This window comes from Kitasatospora cathayae (assembly GCF_027627435.1).
GTDB classification, from domain to species: Bacteria; Actinomycetota; Actinomycetes; order Streptomycetales; family Streptomycetaceae; genus Kitasatospora; species Kitasatospora cathayae.
Genome location: NZ_CP115450.1, coordinates 4,212,507 through 4,235,929 on the forward strand (window position 1 = coordinate 4,212,507; position 23,423 = coordinate 4,235,929).

Consider the following 23,423-nt stretch of genomic DNA (forward strand, 5'->3'; position numbering starts at 1 on the left):
AGGGACGGTCCTCCCATTCGGGCAGGCCGGACCTGATCACACGTGTCAGACTCGGGGCCGTGAGCCCCATCGTTGAGGGGGTCGACCCATGGGGCGCGGCCGGGCCAAGGCCAAGCAGACGAAGGTCGCCCGCGAGCTGAAGTACAACAGCGGCGGGTTCGACGCTAACCGTCTGTCCAACGAGCTGGGCGTATCGCCGTCCACCGCTTCGATCGACCCGGAGCCGATCGAGGAGGAGGAGGACGACGACCCGTACGCGGAGTACGCCGCCCGCTACGGCGCCCTCGACGACGAGGACGACAACGAGCCGGGCAACGGGCCGTCGCAGGCCTCCCGCCGCCGCTCGTAAACCGCAGCTTCGCCGGACCGGTCCGGGGCCCCAGGGCGCCGACCGGTCTTCGGCGTTCCCGTGGGCCGGTCCGGTGCGCTTGCGGACGGCTGCGGTCGGCGACCCGCTTCGAGTGGTCGCCGCGGACGCGCGAGAGGGCCCCTCCGGTGCACCGGAGGGGCCCTCTGCCGTCAGTCAGGCCGGTCAGCCCGCCGTGAAGCCCTCGTAGGCGTTGTAGAGGGCCGCGCCCTCCGCGTGCTCGTCGGTGCGCTCGACGACGTCACCGAGCAGCCAGGCCTCGACGCCGCGGTCCTCGAGGATCGACAGCACCACGTCCACCGAGTGCGGCGGGACGACCGCGACCATGCCGACGCCCATGTTGAGCGTCTTCTCCAGCTCCAGGGTGGCCACCTTGCCGACCTCGGCGACGGTCCGGAAGACCGGCAGCGGGGTCCAGGTGCCGCGGTCCAGGCGGGCGTGCAGGCCGTCCGGGATGACCCGGGCCAGGTTGGCCGCCAGGCCGCCGCCGGTGACGTGCGAGAAGGCGTGCACCTCGGTCGCCCGGGTGAGCGCCAGGCAGTCCAGCGAGTAGATCCGGGTCGGCTCCAGCAGCTCCTCGCCGAGGGTGCGGCCGAACTCCTCGACCTTGCGGTCCAGCTTCCAGCCGGCCTGGTTCAGCAGCACGTGGCGGACCAGCGAGTAGCCGTTGGAGTGCAGGCCGGAGGCGGCCATCGCGATCACCACGTCGCCGGCCCGGACCCGCTCGGAGCCCAGCAGCGCGTCGGCCTCGACCACGCCGGTGCCGGCGCCCGCGACGTCGTACTCGTCCGGGCCGAGCAGGCCCGGGTGCTCGGCGGTCTCGCCGCCGACCAGGGCGCAGCCGGCCAGCGCGCAGCCCTCGGCGATGCCCTTGACGATCGAGGCGACCCGCTCCGGGACGACCTTGCCGACGCAGATGTAGTCGGTCATGAACAGCGGCTCGGCGCCGCACACCACGATGTCGTCCACGACCATGCCGACCAGGTCGTGGCCGATGGTGTCGTGCTTGTCCATGGCGGCCGCGATGGCCACCTTGGTCCCCACCCCGTCGGTGGCCGAGGCCAGCAGCGGCCGCTCGTAGTTCTTGAAGGCGGACACGTCGAAGAGGCCGGCGAAGCCGCCGAGGCCGCCGACCACCTCGGGGCGGTCGGCCTTCTTCACCCACTGCTTCATGAGCTCGACGGCGCGGTCGCCCGCCTCGATGTCGACACCGGCGGCGGCGTAGGTGGCGCCATCGGAGGGGCGACGCGGAGCGTCTCCGTTGGGGGGGGTGGTGGGCGACGGGTGGGAGCTGGTCACTGCGTGCGGCCCTTTCGGGTCAGGTGGGGTGGTTCGGAAACAGCGGTGGGGCCCCGGTTCGCGGGACCCCACCGTGCGTTCGCTACGGGCGGCGCAGCGCGTCGGCCGCGCCCGCCCCGCCGAGCAGCGACTGGACGCCGTCCAGGTCGCTGCCGCTGGTCGGCTTGCCGCGGACGGCCGGCTGCTGCTGGCCGCCCTTGATCTCGGCCTCCAGCAGGAGCTTGCCGAGCAGCGCCGGGTCCGGCAGCTCCATCGGGTACTCGCCGTCGAAGCAGGCCCGGCAGAGCTTGTCCTTGGGCTGCTTGGTGGCCTCGATCATGCCGTCGATCGAGATGTACGCGAGCGAGTCGGCGCCGAGCGTGCGGCCGATCTCCTCGATGGTCATGCCGTTGGCGATCAGCTCCGCGCGGGTGGCGAAGTCGATGCCGAAGAAGCAGGGCCACTTCACCGGGGGCGAGGAGATCCGGATGTGCACCTCGGCGGCGCCCGCCTCGCGCAGCATCTTCACCAGCGCGCGCTGGGTGTTGCCGCGCACGATCGAGTCGTCCACGACCACCAGGCGCTTGCCGGCGATGACCTCGCGCAGCGGGTTGAGCTTGAGCCGGATGCCGAGCTGGCGGATGGTCTGGCTGGGCTGGATGAAGGTGCGGCCCACGTAGGCGTTCTTCACCAGGCCTGAGCCGTACGGGATGCCGCTGGCCTCGGCGTAGCCGATCGCGGCGGGGGTGCCGGACTCGGGCGTGGCTATCACCAGGTCGGCCTCGACCGGGGCCTCCTGCGCCAGGCGGCGGCCCATCTCCACGCGGGAGAGGTGCACGTTGCGGCCGGCGATGGAGGTGTCGGGACGGGCCAGGTAGACGTACTCGAACACGCAGCCCTTGGGCTTCGCCTCGGCGAAGCGGGAGGTGCGCATGCCGTTCTCGTCGATGGCGATGAGCTCGCCGGGCTCGACCTCGCGGATGAAGGAGGCGCCGCAGATGTCCAGCGCCGCCGTCTCGGAGGCGACCACCCAGCCGCGCTCCAGCCGGCCGAGCACCAGCGGGCGGATGCCCTGCGGGTCGCGGGCGGCGTAGAGGGTGTGCTCGTCCATGAAGACGAGCGAGAAGGCGCCCTTGACCTTGGGCAGCACGACCTTGGCCGTCTCCTCGATGGAGAGGTCCGGGTGGCCGGCCAGCAGGGCGGTCACCAGGTCGGTGTCGTTGGTCGCGGCGGTCCGGCCGGAGCGCGAGACGTGCTCCTCACCGGGCAGTTCGGCGACCATGGCCGCCAGTTCGGCGGTGTTCACCAGGTTTCCGTTGTGCCCGAGGGCCAGCGAACCGTGCACGGTCGCCCGGAAGGTCGGCTGGGCGTTCTCCCAGACCGAGGAACCGGTGGTCGAGTAGCGGGCGTGTCCGACGGCGATATGCCCGTGCAACGACCCCAGCGAGGCCTCGTCGAAGACCTGGGAGACCAGTCCCATGTCCTTGAAGACGAGAATCTGGGAGCCGTTGCTCACTGCGATGCCCGCGGATTCCTGACCGCGGTGCTGCAGGGCGTAAAGGCCGAAGAACGTGAGCTTGGCGACCTCCTCGCCGGGAGCCCAGACACCGAAGACGCCACACGCGTCCTGGGGGCCTTTCTCGCCGGGAAGAAGATCGTGGTTGAGTCTTCCGTCACCACGTGGCACGCCTTCGAGTCTAGGGCAGTTGACCAGGGCTTCCGGAACCCGGGACGTCCGGTTCGATCGGCGATCGCGGAGTAACGCGCGTAGACAAAACCCCTTACCGGGTGGGGAATTCGGATGGGGGAATTCCGGCGGACGGCGGTTGGCCTTGCGGTTCGCGCCCGTTGGGGCTTTCCGTGTGCGGAGGGGTGGTTGGCGGGCGGGCGCGAACGTGAGCCTGCTCACCCGGGGTTCACCTCGCGGTCATCCGGTCACGCCGCCGGCAGCAGCAGGCCCCAGGCGCCCGGGTGGACCGTCCAGGTCCGGGCGCGGACCGGGCCGACCGGATGGCCGTCCGCCTCGTAACCGAATCCGCGCCCGACCACCGAGACGCTCGCCGCCCGCGCCCGCACCAGCGCGCCGGGCGCGTGGACCACCACCTCGAGCACCCCCGCGCCGTCGGCGTCGGCCGCGCCGTCCGCGCCGTCGGCGTCGGCGTCGGCGTCGGCCGCGTCGGACTGCCTGGCGCCCGGGAGGATCAGCTGCACCAGCCGGACCGGGCGGTGCACGTCGGCGAGCAGCCGGCCGTCCGCCTCGACCCGGACCCGGGGGCTGTGGTCCACCGCGTCCGGGGTGAGTGCGTTCGCCTGCTCGGCCGCAGCCAGTTTCGCCCATAGCGAACGCCAGCCACCCGTGCGGCCCACCAGCCGCCGCGCACCGCCACCGGTGATCCGCACCCCGCCCAGCGCCACCCCGCCGCCGTCGTCCACCAGCAGGTCGAAGGTGCGCGGCGCACCCGACAGCACCGCCCGCGCCGCCCGCACCGGCTCCCCCGGCACGCCGAGCGCGCGGGCCGTCGCCAGCTCCTCCGCCCGGCCGACCGGAACCATGCCCACCGGATCGGCGCCCAGCTCACGATGCCGGTGCAGGGCCTGCAGCACCCGCTGCAGGGCGAGATCGGAACCGATCACCACCGGTAGCCGCCGACCCCGGTGCGAAAGCATCCGGTCGAGTTCCGACGGGCTCTCCGGATAGGCCACCTTGACGTCCGCACCCCCGCACAGCACGTCCTTCGCGATCCGCACCGACTCCCCGTCGGTCTGCCGGGCCACCGGGTCGAGCAGCAGCAGAAGGGGCTCCGGACCGCCGGTAGCAGGCGTGGACAGGGACGACACGACCGGTCCTTCCTCAGGTAATCTCTCGGTGCAAGAGCCCCTTGCGCCATTGCGCCAGGGGCTTCGTCTATCTCGGGGCAGACTGCGGCCTACGCAGGATGCCCCAACCGGAAGGGGTGTACGCCTGTGCCGGCACTCGTGCTCGTTGGCGCTCAGTGGGGGGACGAGGGCAAGGGGAAGGCCACCGACCTCCTCGGCGGCTCCGTCGACTACGTCGTCCGCTACCAGGGCGGCAACAACGCCGGTCACACGGTGGTCATCGGCGACCAGAAGTACGCCCTGCACCTGCTCCCCTCCGGCATCCTCAGCCCGAACGTGACGCCGGTGATCGGCAACGGCGTCGTCATCGACCCGGGCGTGCTGCTCTCCGAGCTCAACGGCCTGAACGAGCGCGGCATCGACACCTCCAAGCTGCTGATCTCGGGCAACGCCCACCTGATCACCCCGTACCACCGCACCATCGACAAGGTCACCGAGCGCTTCCTCGGCAAGCGCCGGATCGGCACCACCGGCCGCGGCATCGGCCCGACCTACGCGGACAAGATCAACCGCGTCGGCATCCGGGTCCAGGACCTGTTCGACGAGTCGATCCTGCGCCAGAAGATCGAGGCGGCGCTGCACGACAAGAACCAGATCCTGGTCAAGCTGTACAACCGCCGCGCCATCCCGGCCGACCTGGTGGTCGAGGAGTACCTGGGCTACGCGGAGAAGATCAAGCCCTTCCTCGCCGACACCACCCTCGTCCTGGACGAGGCCCTCAAGGCCGACAAGGTCGTCCTGCTGGAGGGCGGCCAGGGCACCCTGCTCGACGTCGACCACGGCACGTACCCCTTCGTGACCTCGTCGAACCCGACCGCGGGCGGCGCCTGCACCGGCGCCGGCATCGGCCCCACCAAGATCGACCGGGTCATCGGCATCCTCAAGGCCTACACCACCCGCGTCGGCTCCGGCCCGTTCCCGACCGAGCTGCTCGACGAGGACGGCGAGGCGCTGCGCCGGATCGGCGGCGAGCGCGGCGTCACCACCGGCCGCGACCGCCGCTGCGGCTGGTTCGACGCCGTCATCGCGCGCTACGCGACCCGGGTCAACGGCCTCACCGACTTCTTCCTCACCAAGCTCGACGTGCTGACCGGCTGGGAGCAGATCCCGGTCTGCGTCGCGTACGAGATCGACGGCCGGCGGGTCGAGGAACTCCCCTACAACCAGTCGGACTTCCACCACGCCAAGCCGATCTACGAGACGCTGCCGGGCTGGACCGAGGACATCAGCAAGGCGAAGACCTTCGCCGAGCTGCCGAAGAACGCCCAGGCGTACGTCAAGGCGCTGGAGGAGATGTCCGGCGCGCCGATCTCCGCCATCGGCGTCGGCCCGGGCCGCGACGAGACGATCCAGATCAACTCGTTCATCTGAGCCCGAGCGCTTCCGAGGGCCCCGCGGGACGGTATCCGTCCCGCGGGGCCCTCGGCTTTGCCCTCCCGGAATTGCACTAGTACGGAAGTCCATTGCCTCTAGTGCAGAACCGCGCTACGTTCGGATCATGACCGCGAAGCTGCCCACGCCCGTCACCCTCACCGGCCACCACATCCGCCTGGAGCCGCTGGCCCGCCGCCACGTCGCCGACCTCTGGGCCACCATCGGCTCCGAGCCCGAGGTCTGGCGCTGGACCATGAACCTCCCGCCCGCCACCGAGGAGGAGCTCGGCGCGATCATCGACGCCCGCATCGCCGAGGGCGCCGGCGGCGAATCCGTGGAGTTCGCCGCCGTCGACCTCGCCAGCGGCACCGCCGTCGGCGTCACCGGCTACTACGACCTCAACGCCAAGGACGAGTACCTGGAGATCGGCGGCACCATGTACGCCCGCTCGGTCTGGCGCACCGCGGTCAACACCGAGGCCAAGCTGCTGCTGCTCACCCACGCCTTCGAGGACCTCGGCATGGGCCGCGTCTTCTGGAAGACCGACGCCCTCAACGAACGCTCCCGCAACGCCATCCAGCGCCTCGGCGCCCAGTACGAGGGCACCTTCCGCCGCCACCGCCTCCGCCCCACCGGCATCTGGCGCGACAGCGCCTACTTCTCGATGCTCGCCGACGAGTGGCCCGCCGCCAAGTTCCGCCTGACGGAGCGCCTTTCGCGCGGCTGAGCGGCCACGCGCCATGCCAGCCACCCCGTAAAGAGGAGCGAAACGAGCAGGGCGGTCAACCAGATCACCGCTCGGCCAACTTGGCCACGGCCCACACCGCTTTGCCGTAGCTGCCGATCAGTTCGACGCCCCATGTGTCCGAGAGGGCCTCGACGATGTCCAGGCCCCGGCCGCTCGCCCGCGAGTCGTCCCGGGCCTGCCGCTGGAGCTGGTTCCCCGATGCGTCGGAAACCGTGATGTACAGCTCGCCGCAACGGAGTTCGAGCGTGATGCCCGGTCGGCCCTCCCCGTGGACCAGGGCGTTGGTCACCAGCTCGGAGAGGATGAGGCACGCCGAATCCGGGTCCAGGCCCATGGAGTGGAGGACGTCCCGGAGGAACCGGCGGATCGGCCCGACCATCCCGGGAAGGGCCGGCGGGGAGAGGTCGAGCCGGAACTCGGAGGCGAGCGGGCCCCGGGAGGGGCCGAACTGTGGAAGGCACATGGCTTTCTCCAGCCCTGAGTTGAGTGGAAAGCACTGGGAGGGAAGAGGTAACCCGTGGCCTGCCCCCGCCGACGGTGGAGGAGGGCAGGCGTCGGCAGCCTGCACCCCCACACCCGGGGTGCGCTTCGGGATCTGATCGACATTCAGTAGTCGACCTGATACTGAAGGTAGGGCAGACCCCCGCATTAATGCAACCACTCGTAAGGGTGACGCTACGGTGGGTCCCATGGGGGTGGCGTTGCGCGACCCCCACGCGCAACACTGCCGGTGCCACGGGAAGGGACGGACGGTTGGCTCTGCGAGCGCACATCAGCGAGCGTCAGCGACGATACGGCGCCGAGGTGCGCCGCCTCCGGTTGGACGCCAACGTTGCGGTGCAGACGGCGGCTGCACACGTCGGCATGCGTGGACCGCAGCTGAACCACATCGAAGCTGCGCGCACCGGCCTGGACGAGATCCGGATGCGCGAACTCGCCGCGCTCTATGGCTGCACGGATGAGGAGTACCTGGCTACCCTCGCTGCTCTCGGAGCCAGCGACGGCAGAGGCTGGTGGAGCTCCCACAAGCGCCGGGTGCCCGCATTCGCTCTGGACCTTGCCGAACTGGAGCACTGGTCGAACAGGGCCTACCTCAACTACGAGACCTTCCTGATCCCCGGCATGCTCCAGACCAAGGAGTACATGCGCCAACTGTTCACAACAGGCGGATACCCGCTCTCCCCAGAGCAGCTCGACAACACTGTGGCATTCCGCCTGGACCGACAGCAGATCCTGGACACGCCGACGGAGTTCCACTTCGTGATCCACGAAGCGGCCTTGCTGATGTCCTTCGCCGGGCGCGATGTCATGCGCCGCCAGCTCGCTCACCTGCTCGCGGCTTCCGAGAAGCCGAACGTCACCCTCCAGGTCCTCCCGTTCAGTGCCAGGGCAACACCGCCCTACAGCGGCCCCTTCCTCATCACCGAGCCGGCCTCTGCGCACCTCGCCACGGTCATCATCGACAGCCCCGGCGAGCTGGCCTTCCACGATCTTCCGGAGACGGTGCGGAAGTTCAGAAGTCGCTTCGACGAACTCCACCGACTCGCGCTTCCCCCAGGCAGCGCAAGTACGTCATCCGACCCGTACTCGGAGCGGGACTCCTGGGGAGTCATCCAACACATCAAACACGGACTCGAATTGGAGAGGTAGCCATGCCCCGACACTGGCAGAAGTCGACCAGCAGCTCACAGGACGGCGGGAACTCGGTGGAGGTGTCCGTCAACGACCGGGGCCTCATCGAGGTACGCGAGTCCGCCGTCCCCGACTCGGTCATCGTCACCACGCCCACCAAGTTCGCGCTCTGGATCGAAGGCGTCAAGCGCGGCGAGTTCGACCACTTCGCCGCCAACGCTTGACGGTTCGACCCGGCGGCCTCTTGCGCGTCACAAGAGGCCGCCGGCAAAAGACAGGACCCGTCGCACAGAGCTCGGAGGTGCCGATCACCTGTCCAGCATGGCTGGTGGGCTTTCCCGTTCTCGAAAGATCAGGTTCTTGACCCGCAGTCTTGGCGGGCAGGATCATCGGAGGGACAGGAACCAAGCGACAACTGGAGGCACTTGATGCTGCGTTGGCTTGCTGGGGATGGGTCCTGCAAGAACGGAGCCTGCCCCACCCTGTGGGGCACCGAGACCGGGGACTACGTGGTCCAGGGATACGCGATCACCGATCGTCGCCACCTGGCGGAGTTGAATCTGCCTGACGGCGAGTCGGCGGTCGTGATCCCCGCTGCGGTCCTGGAGGGATACTTCCGTGCTCAAGGGTGAAGACTTCGGCCGCCTCTTCGAGACATTCGAACGAACGGCCTTCCGGCTCGAAACGCTGGCCGTCTACGACGTGGACGAGGAACGCGAGGAATTCGCCGACTTCCTTGCAGGAAAAGGATTGCCGCCGGAGTCCTCCGACAACCCCTGGGTTCGCTCCATGACGGATCTGGGCAAGCAGGTGGGCCGGGTGCACGTACTCCAGTCCCCCTTGTCGGACTACCTCCGGTACGAGCTGGCTTCGTACCCCGGCAACGTCACGGCCGGCGAGTCGATCGGCATCATCGACACGGCTCGGCAGGAGGTGGCGGGACTGCCCGACCACGACTTCTGGCTGTTCGACGACGCCCGGGTCTACCGGATGCACTACACGGACGCCGGGCAATTCCTCGGCGCCGAACTGCTGCCCGATGCCCGCCTGAACGAGTACCGGAAGTATCGGGACATCGCCCTGGCGAACGCCGTGCCCTTCGGGGAGTACTCGGCGGCTTGAGCGGGGAACAGCACAACGACTTGGGTAAAGCCCTGCGGGCGTTGCGGATCGCCTCGGAAAAGACTGCCGAGACCGTCGCCCGCAGGGCTTCCATGTCTCCGGCCAAGCTTTCGAAGATCGAGAACGGCAGGACCCTGCCGAGTGTGCAAGACGTCGACATGATCCTGTCCGCGCTCGGCATATCCGACGAAGCCAAAGCCGAGTTCCTGGACGCAGCCCGCGGCGCGGCCACTGAACAGACTGCCTGGCGGGAACTCCGCCGCATGGGCCACTGGAAGCATCAGCAGGCCATCAAGGCCATCGAAGCCCGGACGACTGTTCTCAGACTGTTCCAGGGACAACTGATCCCTGGAGTGCTCCAGAGCGCCGAATACGTCTCCGCCGTATTCTCGCTACCCCCGGAGCTACCGGAAGAATCCAAGGCAAAGACGATCGCGGCTCGAATCGAGCGCCAGGCCGTCCTGTACGACCGCCATCGAGAATTTCATTTCGTCATTTGTGAGCATGTATTGCGGTGGAGGGTCTGCCCTCCTGGCGTCATGGCCACTCAGCTCGATCGCCTGATTTCGCTGTCTCGGCTTCCCAATGTGACCATCGGAGTCCTTCCCCTCGCCAAACCGATGCCGGACTTCCCGATGACGTGCTTCAGCATGCATGACGATCGCCTGGTCATGGTGGAGACCTTCCATTCAGAGATCACCACGCGCGACCCCAAGGATGTCAGTCTCTATCTTTCGACATTCTCCAGATTCGATGCTGCGGCGCTTCACGCAGACGATATGCGCTCGCTTGTCGAAGGAATCAGGGACGAGTTCTTTCGAGAACAGGAAAACATTTAGCAACGGACCCTGCTCCATCGTAATTTGGTGACTCGCCGAAACCGTCCGAGAGTCACAGGAGCGTTCCATGTCCGCTGCAGGTTTTACGCAATCGACCGGTTCGAGGCGTCGCCGTTCCCACGCGGAGCTCATGCAGCGGATCAACAACAATCCGGTGCGGAAGGACCTGACGACCGGGCGGCTGGTCGAGGTGGTGGGGGCGCAGGACGGGCGGGCCCTGGTTCGGGCGCTGTTCGAGCCGGATGCGCCGGTGCGGCAGGTGCCCGCTGACCAGCTCACCACGCGCATCAGCTTGTGGCACTGATCATGGCCGAGCAGTGGGTGCCGGAGGCCGGCCAGCGGGTCTACGAACGCCGTACCGGTGCCGCCGTGGAGATCATGGAGATCGGCGCGACCTGCATCTACGTCCGCCCGTTGCGCGGCGGGGTGGAGCGCGTGGTCCGGCGCTCCGATCTGGTCCCGCCGGATGATGCCCCGGGCGGGTTCTTCGACTGGCAGGCCTCGCGCGGGTAGCGGCCCGGCATCGCTTGTCCTTCCGCTGGCTTCCCCATTGAATCTTCCGCCCAAGTTCTGGGCGGGACGGGGCCGTTCCGCGCCCCGAAGCCACACAGGAAGGTGCATTGCGATGAGTGAGCGCAACCTGTACGAACTCGACCTCTCGCAGGTCCAGGTACGGCGCCTCGGACGTCGTGTGGTCCCGGTGGGTGTCCGCGAGTCGGTGGTCCGGCCACTACGTGATCGTCTGTCCCAACAGGCTCTGGCCACAGTTCACTTGTCCGATGAGGCAACGCGCCTGAAACCTGGGCCGGGCCTACGCGGGGAGCGCAGGCCCGTCGGTGGGGGAGGTGGGTGGGGGGTGGCTAATCGCGGTCGGCGGGGGTGGGGCGGTGGGGGGCGAACTCGCGTTTCGTGGGGCGGGGGAGCCGGGGTTGGGTGTTGACCAGCCAGACCAGCCAGCCGACGAAGAGGACGGCGAGGAGGAGGGTGGACAGTCCGGCGACGAGAAGGGCGTTCACCAGGGCAGGGGAATGCGGGGAGGAGGACGGAGGGGCGGCGGAAGGAGCACGGCTGTCTCCGGTCGGTGGTGTCGGACGCCCTGACCATGCATCTGCTGTGTGATTACGGCCGATCGGCGACTGTTTAGGGGGCAACAAGTCAGCGAGTGACACGAACGACCATAGGGTCAGGGTGCCAGAGTTGCTACCGAGGGACCGGACGTTCACTCCATCGTGGGGTATCCCCCGATTTGCTAGCTAGTGCCCGGTGTGCACGGCACACTTCACCGGAAGCATCGACCTGTAGCCGCAAATCCGGAGAAGAGAGTCATGCCACCCCGCTTGTCGCCGACCGTGCGCCAGCAGCGTCTGGGAATCGAACTGCGCAAGATGCGCGAGCGCGTGGGCGTGACGCCCAAGAGCCTGGCCGCCACGATCGGCACCGACCTGCCCAAGATCTCCCAGATGGAGAACGGGAAGTCGGGCATCAGCGCCGAGCGGCTCCGGATCTGGGCGCGCACCTGCGGCTGCCCGGAGGGCCCGTACCTCGACGCGCTGCTCGCGATGACGCAGGACCGCCGTAAGTACTGGTGGGACGGCTACCGGGGGCGGATGCCCAGCGGGATCGTCGACATCGCGGAGATGGAGCACCACGCGCAGTCGCTGTCGATCCTGAACAGCACCTTCATCCCCGGGCTGCTGCAGATCCCGGACTACGCCACCGCGGTGTTCGAGCGGCTCCCCGAGGCCTACCGGCAGGAGGCGGAGGTCCGGAAGGCGTTCCGGATCCGGCGCCAGCAGATCTTCGTCGACCACCCGAAGCCGTACAGCGCGATCCTGCACGAGTCCGCGCTGCGGATGCAGTTCGGCGGTCCGGAAGTACTGCGCGAGCAGCTGCGGAGCCTGCTGGAGAATTCCGAGCGGCCGGGGGTGGAGATCCGGGTGATCCCGTTCAGCGTGCCCACCTACACCGGATCCGGGGAGAGCCTGTACCTCGCCCGCGGGCCGGTCCCGGAGCTCGACACCGTCCAGATCGACCTCACGCACGGGCCGAAGTTCGTGCACTCCGAGGCGGAGTTGGCCTCCTACCGCCGGATCAAGGAGAAGACCGCGGCGATCGCGCTCGGGACGGCCGAGTCCCGGGACTTCATCCGGGCCTTACTGAAAGACTTCTCATGAGTACGTGGCGCAAGGCGTCAGCCAGCGGCGAGAGCACCGACTGCGTGGAGGTAAGAGCGGCGGGCGGGCTGGTGGAGATCCGCGAGTCGGACCTGCCCGAGGTGGTGGTGCGGACGACGCCGCGCAAGTGGGCGGCGTTCGTCCGCGGGGTGAAGGCCGGGGAGTTCGACCGGTACGCCGACTTCAGCCGGCCGTAATGTGCGGGCTGCGCCGGTACGGCGGCGGTAGGCTTGACAGCCCACAGTGGACCCCTGCGCCTGGCACAGCACTCCGGGTGGGGTGCGCGTGCGGGAGAAATCGGAGCATCCGAGGATGGCTCGGCACCTGATCACCAGCGCCCTTCCGTACATCAACGGGATCAAGCACCTGGGCAACATGGTCGGGTCGATGCTCCCGGCGGACGTCTACTCCCGCTACCTGCGCCAGACCGGCCACGAGGTGCTGTTCATCTGCGCCACCGACGAGCACGGCACGCCCGCCGAGCTGGCCGCACAGGAGGCCGGACTGCCGGTCGCCGAGTTCTGCGCGCAGGCGCACGACGCGCAGAAGGCGGTGTACGACGGCTTCGGGCTGTCCTTCGACCACTTCGGCCGCAGCTCCTCGCCGCAGAACCGGGAGATCACCCAGGAGATCGCCCGCGAGCTGCAGCGCAACGGCTTCATCGAGGAGCGCTCGATCCGCCAGGTGTACTCCAACGCCGACGGCCGCTTCCTGCCGGACCGCTACATCGTCGGCACCTGCCCGCACTGCGGCTACGACAGGGCGCGCGGCGACCAGTGCGAGAACTGCACCCGGGTGCTGGACCCGACCGACCTGCTGGAGCCGCGCTCGGCGATCAGCGGCAGCGCCGACCTGGAGGTCCGGGAGACCCGGCACCTGTTCCTGCTCCAGTCGCGGCTGACCGGCGAGGTCGAGCGGTGGATCGCCGACCACGGCGACGACTGGCCGGTGCTGGCCTCCTCGATCGCCCGCAAGTGGCTGACCGAGGGACTGCAGGACCGTTCGATCACCCGCGACCTGGAGTGGGGCGTCCCGGTGCCGGCCGACGTGTGGCCCGAACTGGCCGCCGAGGGCAAGGTGTTCTACGTCTGGTTCGACGCCCCGATCGAGTACATCGGCGCCACCAAGGAGTGGGCGGACGCGGCCCCGGCCGGGCAGCGGGACTGGAAGTCCTGGTGGTACGAGGCCGACCGGACCGTCCGCTACACCGAGTTCATGGCCAAGGACAACGTCCCGTTCCACACCGTGATGTTCCCGGCGACGATCCTCGGCTCGCGCCGCCCGTGGAAGAAGGTCGACTACGTCAAGGCCTTCAACTGGCTGACGTACTACGGCGGGAAGTTCTCCACCAGCCAGAAGCGCGGCATCTTCACCGACGTCGCGCTGGAGCTGCTGCCGGCCGACTACTGGCGCTACTTCCTGATGGCGCACGCCCCCGAGTCGGACGACTCCAGCTTCACCTGGGACCTCTTCGCCTCGGTGGTCAACAAGGACCTCGCCGACACCCTCGGCAACTTCGTCAACCGGGTGCTCTCCTTCAGCCGCAAGCGCTTCGGCGACGCCGTCCCGGCCGGAGCCGTCGCCGGCGAGGCCGAGGCGCGGCTCGGCGAGCAGATCGCCGGCCTGCTGGCCGAGTACGAGGCCCAGCTGGACGCGCTCAACTTCCGCAAGGCCGTGCAGGCGCTGCGCGCGCTGTGGAGCGCGGGCAACGCGTACCTGGACGAGAAGGCGCCCTGGCTGCAGGTGAAGACCGACCCGGAGGCGGCGGCACTGACCCTGCGGACGGCGATGAACCTGATCCACCTGTACGCGGTGGTGTCGGAGCCGTTCATCCCGACCGCGGCGGCGGCGATGCGCGGCGCCTTCGCGCTGCCCGCGGACGGGCGCGGCTGGATCACCGAGGACGAGGCCCGGGCGCTGAGCCTGGTCCCGGCCGGGACGCCGTTCACCGTGCCGCCGGTGCTGTTCGCGAAGATCACGGACGAGGACCTGGCGGCCTGGACGGCCCGGTTCGGCGGCACCGAGGGCTGAGCCCCACCGGCGGACACGGCGGACACACCACGAGGGCCCCGACCGCGACAAGGCGAACGGTCGGGGCCCTCGTCGGTGGTGACGGGCCCCTCGGGCGGGCCCGCGGCCGGCCCGGTGGGGCGGGCCGAGCAAGGTGGTGGGCGCTACCAGCGGGTGGTCTCCGCGAAGAAGCCGGGGATCTCGGTCGCCCGGCCGGCGGCCACCGCCTCGTCGTGCACCAGCGCGCCGACCGCCAGGTCGAGCACGCCGAGGCCGAAGGGCGAGAAGACCACCGGGCGGTCGGCGCCGACGGCGACCTCGCCCTCGATCACCTGGGCGAGCGTCCCGGTGACGAAGTCCCGGTTGCCGTAGAGCTGTTCGGCCAGGTGCGGGGAGGTGTCGGCCTTCATGCAGTGCTCCACGTCGTCGAGCACGTTGTACGCGCCGCCGATGATCTCCGGCGCGAGGTCGCGCAGCGAGATGTTGAGCACCAGCTGGCCGGGGGCGAAGGTCTCCGGGTCGAGGATGTACGGCTCGCCCGCCGTGGTGGCCAGCACCACCACGTCGGCGCCCTTGAACGCCTCGCCCAGGTCCTCCACCACCCGGGCCGGGTAGCCGAGCTGGGAGTCGGCGTGGTCGACCAGCGCCTGGGCGTACCGCGCCTCCCGGTCGTGCACCACCAGCTCGTCGATCGCCCACTCCTGGGCGCCGAAGAACTCCAGGATGTTGCGGGCGATGATGCCGGCGCCGACCACCGCGAGCCGGCCCGCCGTGCGGCCGCCGCTGAGCACCTCGGCGGCGAGCACGGCGGACGCCGCGGTGCGGGCCGCGCTGATCTGCGAGGCCTCCAGGACGGCGAACGGGTAGCCGGTCGCGTAGTCGTTCAGCAGCAGGGCGGCCGAGGCGCGCGGGAAGCCCCGTTCGATGTTGGCCGGGAAGCTGCTGATCCACTTGATGCCGGCCAGGCCGACGCCGCCGCCGAGGTAGGCCGGCAGGGCGATGATCCGGGCGTCCGGCTTGGCCGGGAACCGCAGGAAGTAGCTGTCGGGGTTGACGGACTCGCCGGCGCCGTGGGTCAGGTAGGTCTCCCGGACCTCCTGGACGATCCGCTGGCGGGCTCCCGCGATGACCTCGCGGGCGGTGGTGCCGTCGATGACTCTGAACTCGAACACGGTGGTGGCTCCAGGCGGGAAGGGGGTTCGGGGGGTCAGCCGACGTAGGCGTTGCCGGCGGGCTGGCGCTGCCCGGTGGCCGCGTGCGCGCCGCCGGCGTGGGCGGGGGCGTGGCCGCGGGCGCTGCGACCGCCGCCCAGCCAGCGCGGCAGGTACCAGTTGCGGTCGCCGAGCAGGGCCATCACCGCGGGCAGCAGCACCGCGCGGACCAGGGTGGCGTCCAGCAGGACCGCGACCGCCAGGCCGATGCCGAGCTGCTTGAAGTCCTGCATGCCCAGGGTGCCGAAGACCGCGAACACCGCGACCATGATCAGACCGGCGCTGGTGACCACCCCGGCGGTGCTGCGGATGCCGAAGCCGACCGCCTCCCGGCTGGGCTTGCCCGACAGGTACGCCTCGCGGATCCGGGAGACCACGAACACGTGGTAGTCCATCGAGAGGCCGAACAGGACCACGAAGACGAACAGCGGCATCCAGGACTCGATCGCGCCCGGCGCCTTGGTGCCGACGATCGAGGCGCCCCAGCCGTGCTGGAACACCGCGGTCATCACGCCGTACGCGGCCGCCACCGAGAGCAGGTTGAGCAGGATCGAGGTGATCGAGATGGTCAGCGAGCGGAAGGAGAAGAGCATCAGCAGGAAGGTGACGCCCATGACGAAGGCGAACACCGGGACGATGCTGCGGTCCAGCTGGTCGTTGTAGTCGACCGAGAAGGCGAGGTCACCGGCGACCAGGGCGGTGGTGCCCGGGACGGTCTTCAGCGTCTGCGGCACCAGCTGCCCGCGCAGCGCCGTCAGGGCCGCCTTGGAGGTGGCGTCGGTGCCGTTGCCGGCCAGCGGGACGCTGATCTGGGCGATGTTCTTGTCCTTCCAGTACCGCACGTCGATCTGGTTGCCGGTCTTGCCGGACGCCAGTGCGGCCTGCTTGAAGTCCTCGATGCTCTTGGCGATCTGCGGCGAGCCGATGTCGTCGGCCTTGACCACCACGGTGGCGGGCGAGGGCGAGCCGGGGAACTCCCGGTCGATCTGCCGCGAGACCGAGACCAGCGGGCTGTCCTGGGGCAGCAGCTTGTCCATGCCGAGCTTCTCGGTCTTCATGCCGAGCGCCGGCACGGCCAGCGCCAGCAGCACCGCGGCGGACAGCACGGCGAAGACGCCGGGGCGGGCGAGCACTCCGCGCAGCAGCGCGTTGGCGGGCTTGGGGTTGGCCGTGGCGGCCTGGCGGCGCTTGCTGACCCACGGGATCCGGCCGGCCGCGACCTTGTCGCCGAGCATCGACATCAGGGCCGGCAGCACGGTCATCGAGCCGACCACCGCGACCGCGACGACCTCGATGGTGGCCATCGCGAAGCCCTCGAAGACGGTCAGCCCGGAGAGGAACATGCCCGCCATCGCGACCATCACGGTGAGGCCGGAGACCAGCACCGAGTGGCCCGAGGTGTGGGCGGCGATCCGCAGCGCGGTCGCCTTGTCCCGGCCGGCCGCCCGCTCCTCGCGCTCACGGCGCAGGTAGAACAGGCAGTAGTCGACGCCGACGGCCAGACCCATCAGGAACATCACCGAGTTGGTCATGCCGTCCACCGGTACGGCCTGGCTGCTCAGCGCCAGCAGCCCGAGCGCGCCGATGCAGGCGGTGACCGCCAGGGCGACCGGCAGCACGGCCGCGACGAAGGCGCCGAAGACCACCAGCAGAATGCCCAACGCGACCGGCAGCGCGGTCAGTTCGGCGCGGGTGAAGTCATCGCCGAGGCTGTCGTTGATGCCCTTGAAGGCGCTCGCGCCGCCGAACTCGCCGAGGGTCACCTGCGGGTGGGCCTTGGCGGTGTCCTGCACCGCGGTGATCACCGGTTCGATCCGGTCGGCCGCGGTGTCCGGGTCTCCGGTGACGGCGAACATGATCAGTGCCGAGTGCTTGTCGGCCGAGAAGGCCTGTGTGGTGTACGGGTCGCGCAGGTTCTCCGCGAGACCGGTCTTGTCGACCGCGTCGGTGGTGGCCTGGACGGCGCTGCGGAACTCCGGGGAGTCCGCGGTCAGTCCGTCGCTGTGGACCAGGATCAGCTCGTTGACCGGGTCGTTGATCCCGGCGTCCTTGAGGACCTGGGCGGCGCGCCCCGATTCCCCGGTGCCGTAGTCGGCCTGGGTCAGGCTCTTCTGGCCGACCATGCCACCGAGCACGGTGACCAGGACGACCAGGACGACCCAGCCGATGACGGCGGTCTTGCGGTGCTGGGCACTCCACTCGCCCAGCCTGGCCGCGAAGTTGCTTTGACGTGCCATTACCTCTCCTGCGATAGGCGGCATGATCAAGCCGCGGTGGCGACAGTCGGGTTGGATGTGTCCACACCGGCATGAGGGGGGACCGGGGGAATACCCATGACCGTAGGCCCTCCAGAACGGCCGCGGGGCCTACCGGAGTTGCAGCATCCTGCGGTGGCAAGCTGCTGCCAGCGGAGGCCGCCCCAAGCCCCTTACCGGCCCCGTTTCGCCGGTGCTACGGTCGCTTCCCGTTGAGGGACGACCATTCGAGCGGGCCACATTCGAGTGACGCCGGGCCGATGATTCGGAGAAATCGGCCGGCCTTCGGACCGCGGACGACCGGTCGCCGGGCAGCTCGGTGGCGGAGCGGCCGTCGAGCACGTCGCTGCCCGACCGATCGACGAGCACGTCGGTGCCCGACCGGCCGACGAGCAGGTCGACGAACGGGCCGACTAACAGGCCGACGAACACGTCGAGGCCCGACCGGCCCGACCGCCGAACGATTCCACCGCATTTCACGATTCCGCGCCGGAACGCGCTCCGGCGACTTCTTTCCGAACGATCCACAGACCTCCGTGGAAGGGGGAATGAATGATGGACACCGCCATTCGGGCGTCCGGTCTCGGCAAGAGATACGGCGAGCACCACGCGCTGAGAGGCGTCGACCTGGAGGTGGCGGCCGGCACCGTGCTCGGCCTGCTCGGCCCCAACGGGGCCGGCAAGACCACCACCGTCCGGCTGCTGGCGACCCTGCTGGAGCCGGACCAGGGGCGGGCCGAGGTGGCCGGCTTCGACGTGGTCCGCCAGCAGCGCCAGGTGCGCCGGCGGATCGGCCTGGCCGGCCAGTACGCCGCCGTGGACGGGCTGCTCACCGGCCGCGAGAACCTCGAACTCCTCGGCCGGCTCCTGCACCTGGGCCGCAAGGGCGCTCGCGAGCGGGCGGCCGAACTGCTCGCCCGGTTCGAGCTGGAGGACGCCGCCGAGAAGCCGGCCCAGACCTACTCCGGTGGCATGCGCCGCCGGCTGGACCTGGCCGCCGCGCTGATCGGGCGGCCCGAGGTGCTGTTCCTGGACGAGCCGACCACCGGGCTGGACCCGGCGAGCCGGCTGGTGCTCTGGGAGATGGTCCGCGAGCAGGTCGCCCAGGGGGTGACCGTGCTGCTCACCACCCAGTACCTGGAGGAGGCCGACTTCCTGGCCGACCGGATCCTGGTGATCGACACCGGCCGGGTGATCGCCGAGGGCACCCCGGACGAGCTCAAGCGCAAGGTCGGCGAGGAGTGGCTGGAAGTGGGCGTCGGCACCGACGCGGCCCTGCCGCAGGCCCTGGCCGTGCTCGCCCCGGTGGCCGGCGCCCGGCCCGAGGTGGACCGCACCGGGCGCCGGATCACCGTCCGACTGGCCGACGGCATCGGCACGATCGCGGCCGCCGCGGTCGCGCTGGAGACGGCCGGCGTGCCGGTGACGGACTTCGCGTTGCGCCGCCCGTCGCTGGACGACGTGTTCTTCCACCTGACCGGGCGCGGCACCCAGGTGGGCCGGGCCCCGGAGGAGGGCGCCAAGCGGCCTGAGCAGCCGGAGCCCCCGGAGCGGGGCTCCGGGAGCGGGAACGGCGAAGCGGCCGAGCGGGCCGAACGGGAGCCGGTGGCGGCCGCCGCCGGACGGACGGGAGACGAGCAGTGAGTGACATCGGCGCCCCGGCCGGCCTCGGCACGGCCCTCGGCGACACCGCCGCGCTGATCGGCCGCCACCTGCGGCACCTGCGGCGCACCCCGGAGAAGATCATCGCGATCACCCTGACCCCGGTGACCATGGTGGTCGTACTGGGCTACCTGTTCGCCAGCGTGGTGACGGTGGCCGGCTCCGGCGAGTACCACGACTACGTGATGGCCGGGGTGTTCGCCCAGGTCGGCCTGACCTGTGTCGGCGTCGCCGCGCTGGGCGTGGCGGGCGACCTGCGCACCGGCCTGATCGACCGCTTCCGCTCGCTGCCGATGGGCCGCTCCGCCGTGCTGGTCAGCCACACCGCGGCCGACCTGCTGACCACCGCCGCCGCGGCCTTCGCGGTCACCCTGGCCGGCCTCGGCGTCGGCTGGCGGATCCACCAGGGCTTCGGCTCGGCGGCGCTGGGCTTCGTGCTGGTGCTGGCCTTCGCCTACGCGATGCTCTGGCTGGGCGCGCTGGTCGGCATGCTGATGCGCAACGCCGAGGCGATCAACGGGATCTCGGCGCTGTTCCTGGTCGTGCTGTCGTTCCTGTCCAACTCGTTCATGCCGCTGACCGGGCTGCCGGCCTGGCTGCGCGCGGTGGCCGAGTGGAACCCGGTGAGCCTGGTGGCCTCGGCCTGCCGCGAGCTGTGGGGCAACGCCCCGGCGGTGGTCGGCACCGGCTTGCCGGACCGGCACCCGGTGCTGCTCGCCGTGATCGTGGTGGCGGCCCTGCTCGCGGTGCTGATCCCGGTGAACCTACGGGTCTACCGCACCGCGGTGACGCGTTGATGGAGCTAGGGGCGGGCCGGTTCGGGCGAGGCGGTAAGTGCCCCGCCCGGACCGGCCGTTCGCATGGGCGCGGGGGCTCAGGGCCGGTCCGGCGGATGTCGGCGGGCCCGGCGAGCTCCGCCGGACCGTCCCTAGTCGCCCTCGCGCGCCGGCGCGCCGCCCTGCAGCAGACCGCGCTCCCCGGCGATCACCCCGGCCTGGAAGCGGCTCCGGCCGCCGAGCCAGGCCATCAGCTCGGCGGTGATCCGGCGCGAGGTGCGCACCGAGACGCCGAGCTTGCGGGCCACCACCTCGTCGGTGTGACCCTGGGCGAGCAGGCTGAGCACCGCCATCGTCTGCGGGTTGAGGCCCTCGGCTCCCCTGGCCGGGGCCTTCCCGTACGGGGTGGCGTTCTCCCAGACGTACTCGAACAGCGCGCAGAGCGCGGAGACCAGTCCGGGACCGGACAGCACCAGGGCCCCCACGCTGGTGTCGTCCGGATCGGTGGGGACGACCGCCACCTCGCGGTCGAAGATCACCAGGCGCATCGGGAGCGCGGGCGCTATCCGGACCCGGGCGCCCATCCCGGTGAGCCACTCCAGGTGGGCGATGGTGCCGCCGTCGTTGGCCGCGCTCTCCAGGTAGACGCTGCGCATCTGCACGCCGCGCTCGAAGACCGCCTGGTCGGCGGCCTGGCTCGCGCTGCGGGCGGCCTGCGACTGCCCGCCGCCGGTCGCGAAGCCCATGATCTCGCTGGTGCAGGAGTGCGAGAGCTCCTCCAGCCGGAGCCGGATCTGGTCGACGCCGTCCAACTGCTCGACGCCCAGGCCGCGTTCGCCCTTGCGGTGCTCGGCGTACTGGGCGACGAGCTTGGCGGCCTCCAGTCGGCTCTGCGCGATCTGACGTTGCCGCTCGGCGAGTTCGGCCTCCTGTCGGCCGATCAGCATCGCCAGGCTGACCTCCGGGTTCACCAGGAGGAGGTGTCCGGGCTCCAGTTCGGAGTGTCTGATCAGGGTGAGCCGGGCCAGCCCGTCCAGGGCGTCCCGGACCCGCTGTTCCGGCCACTCGAGATCCTGCGCGACCCCCGCGATCCCGAGCTCCGGCCGGGCCAGCACCGTCCGGTACACGGCCTCTGCATCGGGATCCAGTCCTAACACTGACAGCACCCTGCCCCCCGGATATTTCCAACCTGATGACGCCACGTCATTGCCGGATCTCGGGGGCATGCTACGACACCCTGCCCACAGCCACCTGCCGGTTCCGCCAGGCCTTTCCTGCGGGCTTCGAGCGGGTCTACCCACGAGAGGATTTGACATGTATATCACTGTCGGACGTCTGGTTCGGGGTATGGTCGGGTCGGAACAGGTCACGCCCGACAAACTCGTCGAACTGCTCCGGAAAGCCGCCCTTCCGGACGAGGGACTCGAGCACGTTTACGTCGAGATCGATCCGCTCGGCGCCGATCTGGTGTTCTTTCTCGGCCCCCGGAAATCCGGAGACCTGGATTCCGCTGCGTGCCGGATCGCCAGCCGTTGCCTGCGCGACGCGCCCGAACTGCGCGGATGGCGACTCGCGGCCGAATTCAGCGCCGACCGGCTCCCGTTGTTGGACGAGTGACGCCGGGGGAGGGTGCGCTGCAGGGTGCTGCCAGGGCAGGACCCTGACAGTGGCGAACCATGGCACGGAACTTGTGTGCGAGACAGACTTGGTCACGCCGAAGGGGGCCGGAACCCCTTCCGCGGGATTAGAGATCCGGGTTCGCCCAGCCATTCGCCGCGGGATTCGAACCCGGTGGAGCACTCATCCGTTTCCGCTGTTTCGCCGCCGCTGATTTCGCGGCCCGCGACGTCTTTGTCACCGGGGGTTCACCATGAGCAGCATCACCGTTTTCGCCGGCCGCGCCGCCGCCATCCTCGGCCTGCTGGCCGCCGGCATCACCCTCACCGCGCCGGCCGCCGGCGCCGCCACCACGGCCGCCCCGGCCGGCGCGCACGCCTCCGCCGTGCACGGCGACGACATCATCTGGGACTGACGTCCCGCCATTCGACGCGAAGGGGGACGGGCCGATGCCCATCATCAGAACACCGCAGGAGTTCAACGAGGACGAACTCTTCGTCGACCTGCGCGCGATGTTCGACTACCCGCTGTACCTCAAGTGCGAGGGCTTCAACTTCGCCGGCTCCGTCAAACTCAAAGCGGCCCTCAGCATGGTCGACGCCGCCGAGCGCGACGGACGGCTGAACCGCGACTCCGTCCTGGTGGAGTCCTCCTCCGGCAACCTGGGGATGGCGCTCAGCATGATCGCCTCCGTCCGGGGTTACCAGTTCATCTGCGTTGTCGACCCACGTACGAATCTGTCCACCCGTCAGCTCATCGAAACGCTCGGCGGCAAGGTTCACATGATCACCGAACCGTCGCCGGACACCGGGTTCCTGGGCGCCCGGCTGGACTACGTCCGCGAGCTGTGCGCCTCCTCACCGCGTTACGTGTGGCTCAACCAGCACGCCAACCCGGACAACTGGCGGGCGCACTACCGCACCACCGGTCCGGCGATCCACCGCCAGTTCCCGGACCTGGACGTGCTGTTCGTCGGCGCCGGCACCACCGGGACGCTGATGGGCTGCGCCCGCTACTTCAAGGAGCACCGGCCGGCCGCCCGGATCGTCGCGGTGGACAGCGTCGGCTCGGTCACCTTCGGCGGCGAGCCCGGGTCGCGGATGATCCCGGGCCTGGGCGCCGGCGTCCGGCCTGCCCTGCTGGACGAGACCTTCGTCGACGACGTGGTGCACGTGCCCGAGATCGACACCGTCCGCACCTGCCACCGGCTCGCCCGGGGCGGCTTCCTGTTCGGCGGCTCCACCGGGACGGTGGTCAGCGGTGCGGCGGCCTGGCTCGCGGAGCACCGCCGCGGCAAGGACGTCGTCGCCGTCGCCGTCTCGCCCGACCTGGGCGACCGCTACCTCGACACCATCTATCAGAGCGCCTGGGTGCGCGACATCTACGGCGCCGACGCACTGGATGCGGTCGAGCGCCTCACGCCGCCCAACGCCATTGCCACGGGGGTGAGATGACGATGCCTCAGACAGCGCGTCCGTTCG

At 69.9% G+C, this 23,423-nt stretch carries 25 protein-coding genes; 17 read left to right on the forward strand and 8 right to left on the reverse strand.

Annotation, left to right across the window (positions count from 1 at the left end):
- Positions 1-88 precede the first annotated feature (88 nt).
- Positions 89-349 (forward strand): DUF3073 domain-containing protein, encoded by a 261-nt coding sequence (locus O1G21_RS18650; protein WP_270145292.1) that lies wholly within the window; start codon positions 89-91, stop codon positions 347-349.
- Positions 350-532: 183 nt separating this feature from the next.
- On the opposite strand, the gene purM is transcribed toward O1G21_RS18650, so the two are convergent.
- From purM to O1G21_RS18665, 3 genes are all read right to left on the reverse strand, one after another.
- Complete coding sequence (gene purM / locus O1G21_RS18655; RefSeq protein ID WP_270145295.1) at positions 533-1,666, reverse strand: phosphoribosylformylglycinamidine cyclo-ligase; 1,134 nt, start codon at positions 1,664-1,666, stop codon at positions 533-535.
- An 82-nt stretch (positions 1,667-1,748) separates the two neighbouring features.
- Positions 1,749-3,332, reverse strand: coding sequence for an amidophosphoribosyltransferase (gene purF / locus O1G21_RS18660; RefSeq protein ID WP_270145297.1), 1,584 nt, complete (start codon positions 3,330-3,332; stop codon positions 1,749-1,751).
- A gap of 248 nt (positions 3,333-3,580) precedes the next feature.
- Positions 3,581-4,483, reverse strand: a complete 903-nt coding sequence (locus O1G21_RS18665; RefSeq protein ID WP_270145299.1) for a diacylglycerol kinase family protein — start codon at positions 4,481-4,483, stop codon at positions 3,581-3,583.
- Between the two features lie 126 nt (positions 4,484-4,609).
- On the opposite strand from O1G21_RS18665, the gene O1G21_RS18670 reads away from it, so the two are divergent.
- Together O1G21_RS18670 and O1G21_RS18675 are read left to right on the forward strand one after the other, a co-directional pair.
- Positions 4,610-5,893 (forward strand): adenylosuccinate synthase, encoded by a 1,284-nt coding sequence (locus O1G21_RS18670; protein ID WP_270145300.1) that lies wholly within the window; start codon positions 4,610-4,612, stop codon positions 5,891-5,893.
- 127 nt (positions 5,894-6,020) lie between these two features.
- Positions 6,021-6,623, forward strand: coding sequence for a GNAT family N-acetyltransferase (locus O1G21_RS18675; protein WP_270145302.1), 603 nt, complete (start codon positions 6,021-6,023; stop codon positions 6,621-6,623).
- Between the two features lie 64 nt (positions 6,624-6,687).
- Here O1G21_RS18675 and O1G21_RS18680 read toward each other — a convergent pair whose 3' ends face one another.
- The gene (locus O1G21_RS18680; protein ID WP_270145305.1) at positions 6,688-7,107 is read right to left on the reverse strand and encodes an ATP-binding protein; all 420 of its coding nucleotides are present in this window, start codon (positions 7,105-7,107) and stop codon (positions 6,688-6,690) included.
- 188 nt (positions 7,108-7,295) lie between these two features.
- On the opposite strand from O1G21_RS18680, the gene O1G21_RS18685 reads away from it, so the two are divergent.
- The 6 genes from O1G21_RS18685 (at position 7,296) to O1G21_RS18710 (ending at position 10,750) form a co-directional block, all read left to right on the forward strand.
- Positions 7,296-8,294: a helix-turn-helix domain-containing protein gene (locus tag O1G21_RS18685; protein WP_333493474.1), complete on the forward strand. Its 999-nt coding sequence runs from the start codon at positions 7,296-7,298 to the stop codon at positions 8,292-8,294.
- A 2-nt stretch (positions 8,295-8,296) separates the two neighbouring features.
- Positions 8,297-8,500, forward strand: a complete 204-nt coding sequence (locus O1G21_RS18690; RefSeq protein WP_270145309.1) for a DUF397 domain-containing protein — start codon at positions 8,297-8,299, stop codon at positions 8,498-8,500.
- Positions 8,501-8,894: 394 nt separating this feature from the next.
- Positions 8,895-9,398: a DUF6879 family protein gene (locus O1G21_RS18695; protein ID WP_270145311.1), complete on the forward strand. Its 504-nt coding sequence runs from the start codon at positions 8,895-8,897 to the stop codon at positions 9,396-9,398.
- A complete protein-coding gene (locus tag O1G21_RS18700) occupies positions 9,395-10,237 on the forward strand; it encodes a helix-turn-helix domain-containing protein (RefSeq protein ID WP_270145313.1) in 843 nt (280 codons plus the stop codon). The genes O1G21_RS18695 and O1G21_RS18700 overlap by 4 nt, the downstream gene beginning before the upstream one ends.
- Positions 10,238-10,367: 130 nt before the next feature.
- A complete protein-coding gene (locus O1G21_RS18705; protein ID WP_270145314.1) occupies positions 10,368-10,541 on the forward strand; it encodes a hypothetical protein in 174 nt (57 codons plus the stop codon).
- The gene (locus tag O1G21_RS18710) at positions 10,532-10,750 is read left to right on the forward strand and encodes a hypothetical protein (RefSeq protein WP_270145315.1); all 219 of its coding nucleotides are present in this window, start codon (positions 10,532-10,534) and stop codon (positions 10,748-10,750) included. Before O1G21_RS18705 ends, O1G21_RS18710 begins: the two co-directional genes overlap by 10 nt.
- Before the next feature lie 347 nt (positions 10,751-11,097).
- Here O1G21_RS18710 and O1G21_RS18715 read toward each other — a convergent pair whose 3' ends face one another.
- Complete coding sequence (locus tag O1G21_RS18715) at positions 11,098-11,253, reverse strand: hypothetical protein (protein ID WP_270145316.1); 156 nt, start codon at positions 11,251-11,253, stop codon at positions 11,098-11,100.
- Positions 11,254-11,562: 309 nt separating this feature from the next.
- Here O1G21_RS18715 and O1G21_RS18720 point away from each other — a divergent pair, with 309 nt between their 5' ends.
- The 3 genes from O1G21_RS18720 (at position 11,563) to metG (ending at position 14,442) form a co-directional block, all read left to right on the forward strand.
- A complete protein-coding gene (locus O1G21_RS18720) occupies positions 11,563-12,411 on the forward strand; it encodes a helix-turn-helix domain-containing protein (protein ID WP_270145318.1) in 849 nt (282 codons plus the stop codon).
- Positions 12,408-12,608, forward strand: a complete 201-nt coding sequence (locus O1G21_RS18725) for a DUF397 domain-containing protein (RefSeq protein WP_270145320.1) — start codon at positions 12,408-12,410, stop codon at positions 12,606-12,608. Before O1G21_RS18720 ends, O1G21_RS18725 begins: the two co-directional genes overlap by 4 nt.
- Before the next feature lie 115 nt (positions 12,609-12,723).
- Positions 12,724-14,442 (forward strand): methionine--tRNA ligase, encoded by a 1,719-nt coding sequence (metG, locus tag O1G21_RS18730; protein WP_270145321.1) that lies wholly within the window; start codon positions 12,724-12,726, stop codon positions 14,440-14,442.
- A gap of 143 nt (positions 14,443-14,585) precedes the next feature.
- Here the strand turns inward: metG and sbnB are convergent, their stop codons facing one another.
- Together sbnB and O1G21_RS18740 are read right to left on the reverse strand one after the other, a co-directional pair.
- Positions 14,586-15,593: a 2,3-diaminopropionate biosynthesis protein SbnB gene (gene sbnB / locus O1G21_RS18735; protein ID WP_270145323.1), complete on the reverse strand. Its 1,008-nt coding sequence runs from the start codon at positions 15,591-15,593 to the stop codon at positions 14,586-14,588.
- 35 nt (positions 15,594-15,628) lie between these two features.
- Positions 15,629-17,869, reverse strand: coding sequence for an MMPL family transporter (locus O1G21_RS18740; RefSeq protein ID WP_270145324.1), 2,241 nt, complete (start codon positions 17,867-17,869; stop codon positions 15,629-15,631).
- 573 nt (positions 17,870-18,442) lie between these two features.
- On the opposite strand from O1G21_RS18740, the gene O1G21_RS18745 reads away from it, so the two are divergent.
- Both O1G21_RS18745 and O1G21_RS18750 read left to right on the forward strand, forming a co-directional pair.
- Positions 18,443-19,531, forward strand: a complete 1,089-nt coding sequence (locus tag O1G21_RS18745; protein ID WP_270151095.1) for an ATP-binding cassette domain-containing protein — start codon at positions 18,443-18,445, stop codon at positions 19,529-19,531.
- The gene (locus O1G21_RS18750) at positions 19,528-20,346 is read left to right on the forward strand and encodes an ABC transporter permease (RefSeq protein WP_270145326.1); all 819 of its coding nucleotides are present in this window, start codon (positions 19,528-19,530) and stop codon (positions 20,344-20,346) included. The genes O1G21_RS18745 and O1G21_RS18750 overlap by 4 nt, the downstream gene beginning before the upstream one ends.
- A 131-nt stretch (positions 20,347-20,477) precedes the next feature.
- On the opposite strand, the gene O1G21_RS18755 is transcribed toward O1G21_RS18750, so the two are convergent.
- Positions 20,478-21,452, reverse strand: a complete 975-nt coding sequence (locus O1G21_RS18755; protein ID WP_270145328.1) for a helix-turn-helix domain-containing protein — start codon at positions 21,450-21,452, stop codon at positions 20,478-20,480.
- 187 nt (positions 21,453-21,639) lie between these two features.
- Between O1G21_RS18755 and O1G21_RS18760 the strand changes: the two genes are divergently transcribed.
- The 3 genes from O1G21_RS18760 to sbnA all read left to right on the forward strand — a co-directional run bounded on the left by O1G21_RS18760 (position 21,640) and on the right by sbnA (position 23,396).
- Positions 21,640-21,942: a hypothetical protein gene (locus O1G21_RS18760; protein WP_270145330.1), complete on the forward strand. Its 303-nt coding sequence runs from the start codon at positions 21,640-21,642 to the stop codon at positions 21,940-21,942.
- Between the two features lie 253 nt (positions 21,943-22,195).
- Positions 22,196-22,357, forward strand: a complete 162-nt coding sequence (locus O1G21_RS18765; RefSeq protein ID WP_270145333.1) for a hypothetical protein — start codon at positions 22,196-22,198, stop codon at positions 22,355-22,357.
- A gap of 34 nt (positions 22,358-22,391) precedes the next feature.
- Positions 22,392-23,396 carry a 2,3-diaminopropionate biosynthesis protein SbnA gene (gene sbnA, locus O1G21_RS18770; protein WP_270145334.1) on the forward strand — a complete coding sequence of 335 codons (1,005 nt, stop codon included), beginning with the start codon at positions 22,392-22,394 and terminating at the stop codon, positions 23,394-23,396.
- Positions 23,397-23,423: the final 27 nt, after the last annotated feature.

Coding starts and splice junctions, on each gene's coding strand:
- O1G21_RS18705 (WP_270145314.1), top strand. CDS start 10,368: ATGCAGCGGATCAACAACAATCCGGTGCGGAAGGACCTGACGACCGGG.
- O1G21_RS18740 (WP_270145324.1), bottom strand. CDS start 17,869: ATGGCACGTCAAAGCAACTTCGCGGCCAGGCTGGGCGAGTGGAGTGCC.
- O1G21_RS18725 (WP_270145320.1), top strand. CDS start 12,408: ATGAGTACGTGGCGCAAGGCGTCAGCCAGCGGCGAGAGCACCGACTGC.
- O1G21_RS18680 (WP_270145305.1), bottom strand. CDS start 7,107: ATGTGCCTTCCACAGTTCGGCCCCTCCCGGGGCCCGCTCGCCTCCGAG.
- O1G21_RS18765 (WP_270145333.1), top strand. CDS start 22,196: ATGAGCAGCATCACCGTTTTCGCCGGCCGCGCCGCCGCCATCCTCGGC.
- O1G21_RS18650 (WP_270145292.1), top strand. CDS start 89: ATGGGGCGCGGCCGGGCCAAGGCCAAGCAGACGAAGGTCGCCCGCGAG.
- metG (WP_270145321.1), top strand. CDS start 12,724: ATGGCTCGGCACCTGATCACCAGCGCCCTTCCGTACATCAACGGGATC.
- O1G21_RS18760 (WP_270145330.1), top strand. CDS start 21,640: ATGTATATCACTGTCGGACGTCTGGTTCGGGGTATGGTCGGGTCGGAA.
- O1G21_RS18720 (WP_270145318.1), top strand. CDS start 11,563: ATGCCACCCCGCTTGTCGCCGACCGTGCGCCAGCAGCGTCTGGGAATC.
- O1G21_RS18675 (WP_270145302.1), top strand. CDS start 6,021: ATGACCGCGAAGCTGCCCACGCCCGTCACCCTCACCGGCCACCACATC.
- O1G21_RS18690 (WP_270145309.1), top strand. CDS start 8,297: ATGCCCCGACACTGGCAGAAGTCGACCAGCAGCTCACAGGACGGCGGG.
- O1G21_RS18685 (WP_333493474.1), top strand. CDS start 7,296: ATGCAACCACTCGTAAGGGTGACGCTACGGTGGGTCCCATGGGGGTGG.
- O1G21_RS18745 (WP_270151095.1), top strand. CDS start 18,443: ATGGACACCGCCATTCGGGCGTCCGGTCTCGGCAAGAGATACGGCGAG.
- sbnA (WP_270145334.1), top strand. CDS start 22,392: ATGCCCATCATCAGAACACCGCAGGAGTTCAACGAGGACGAACTCTTC.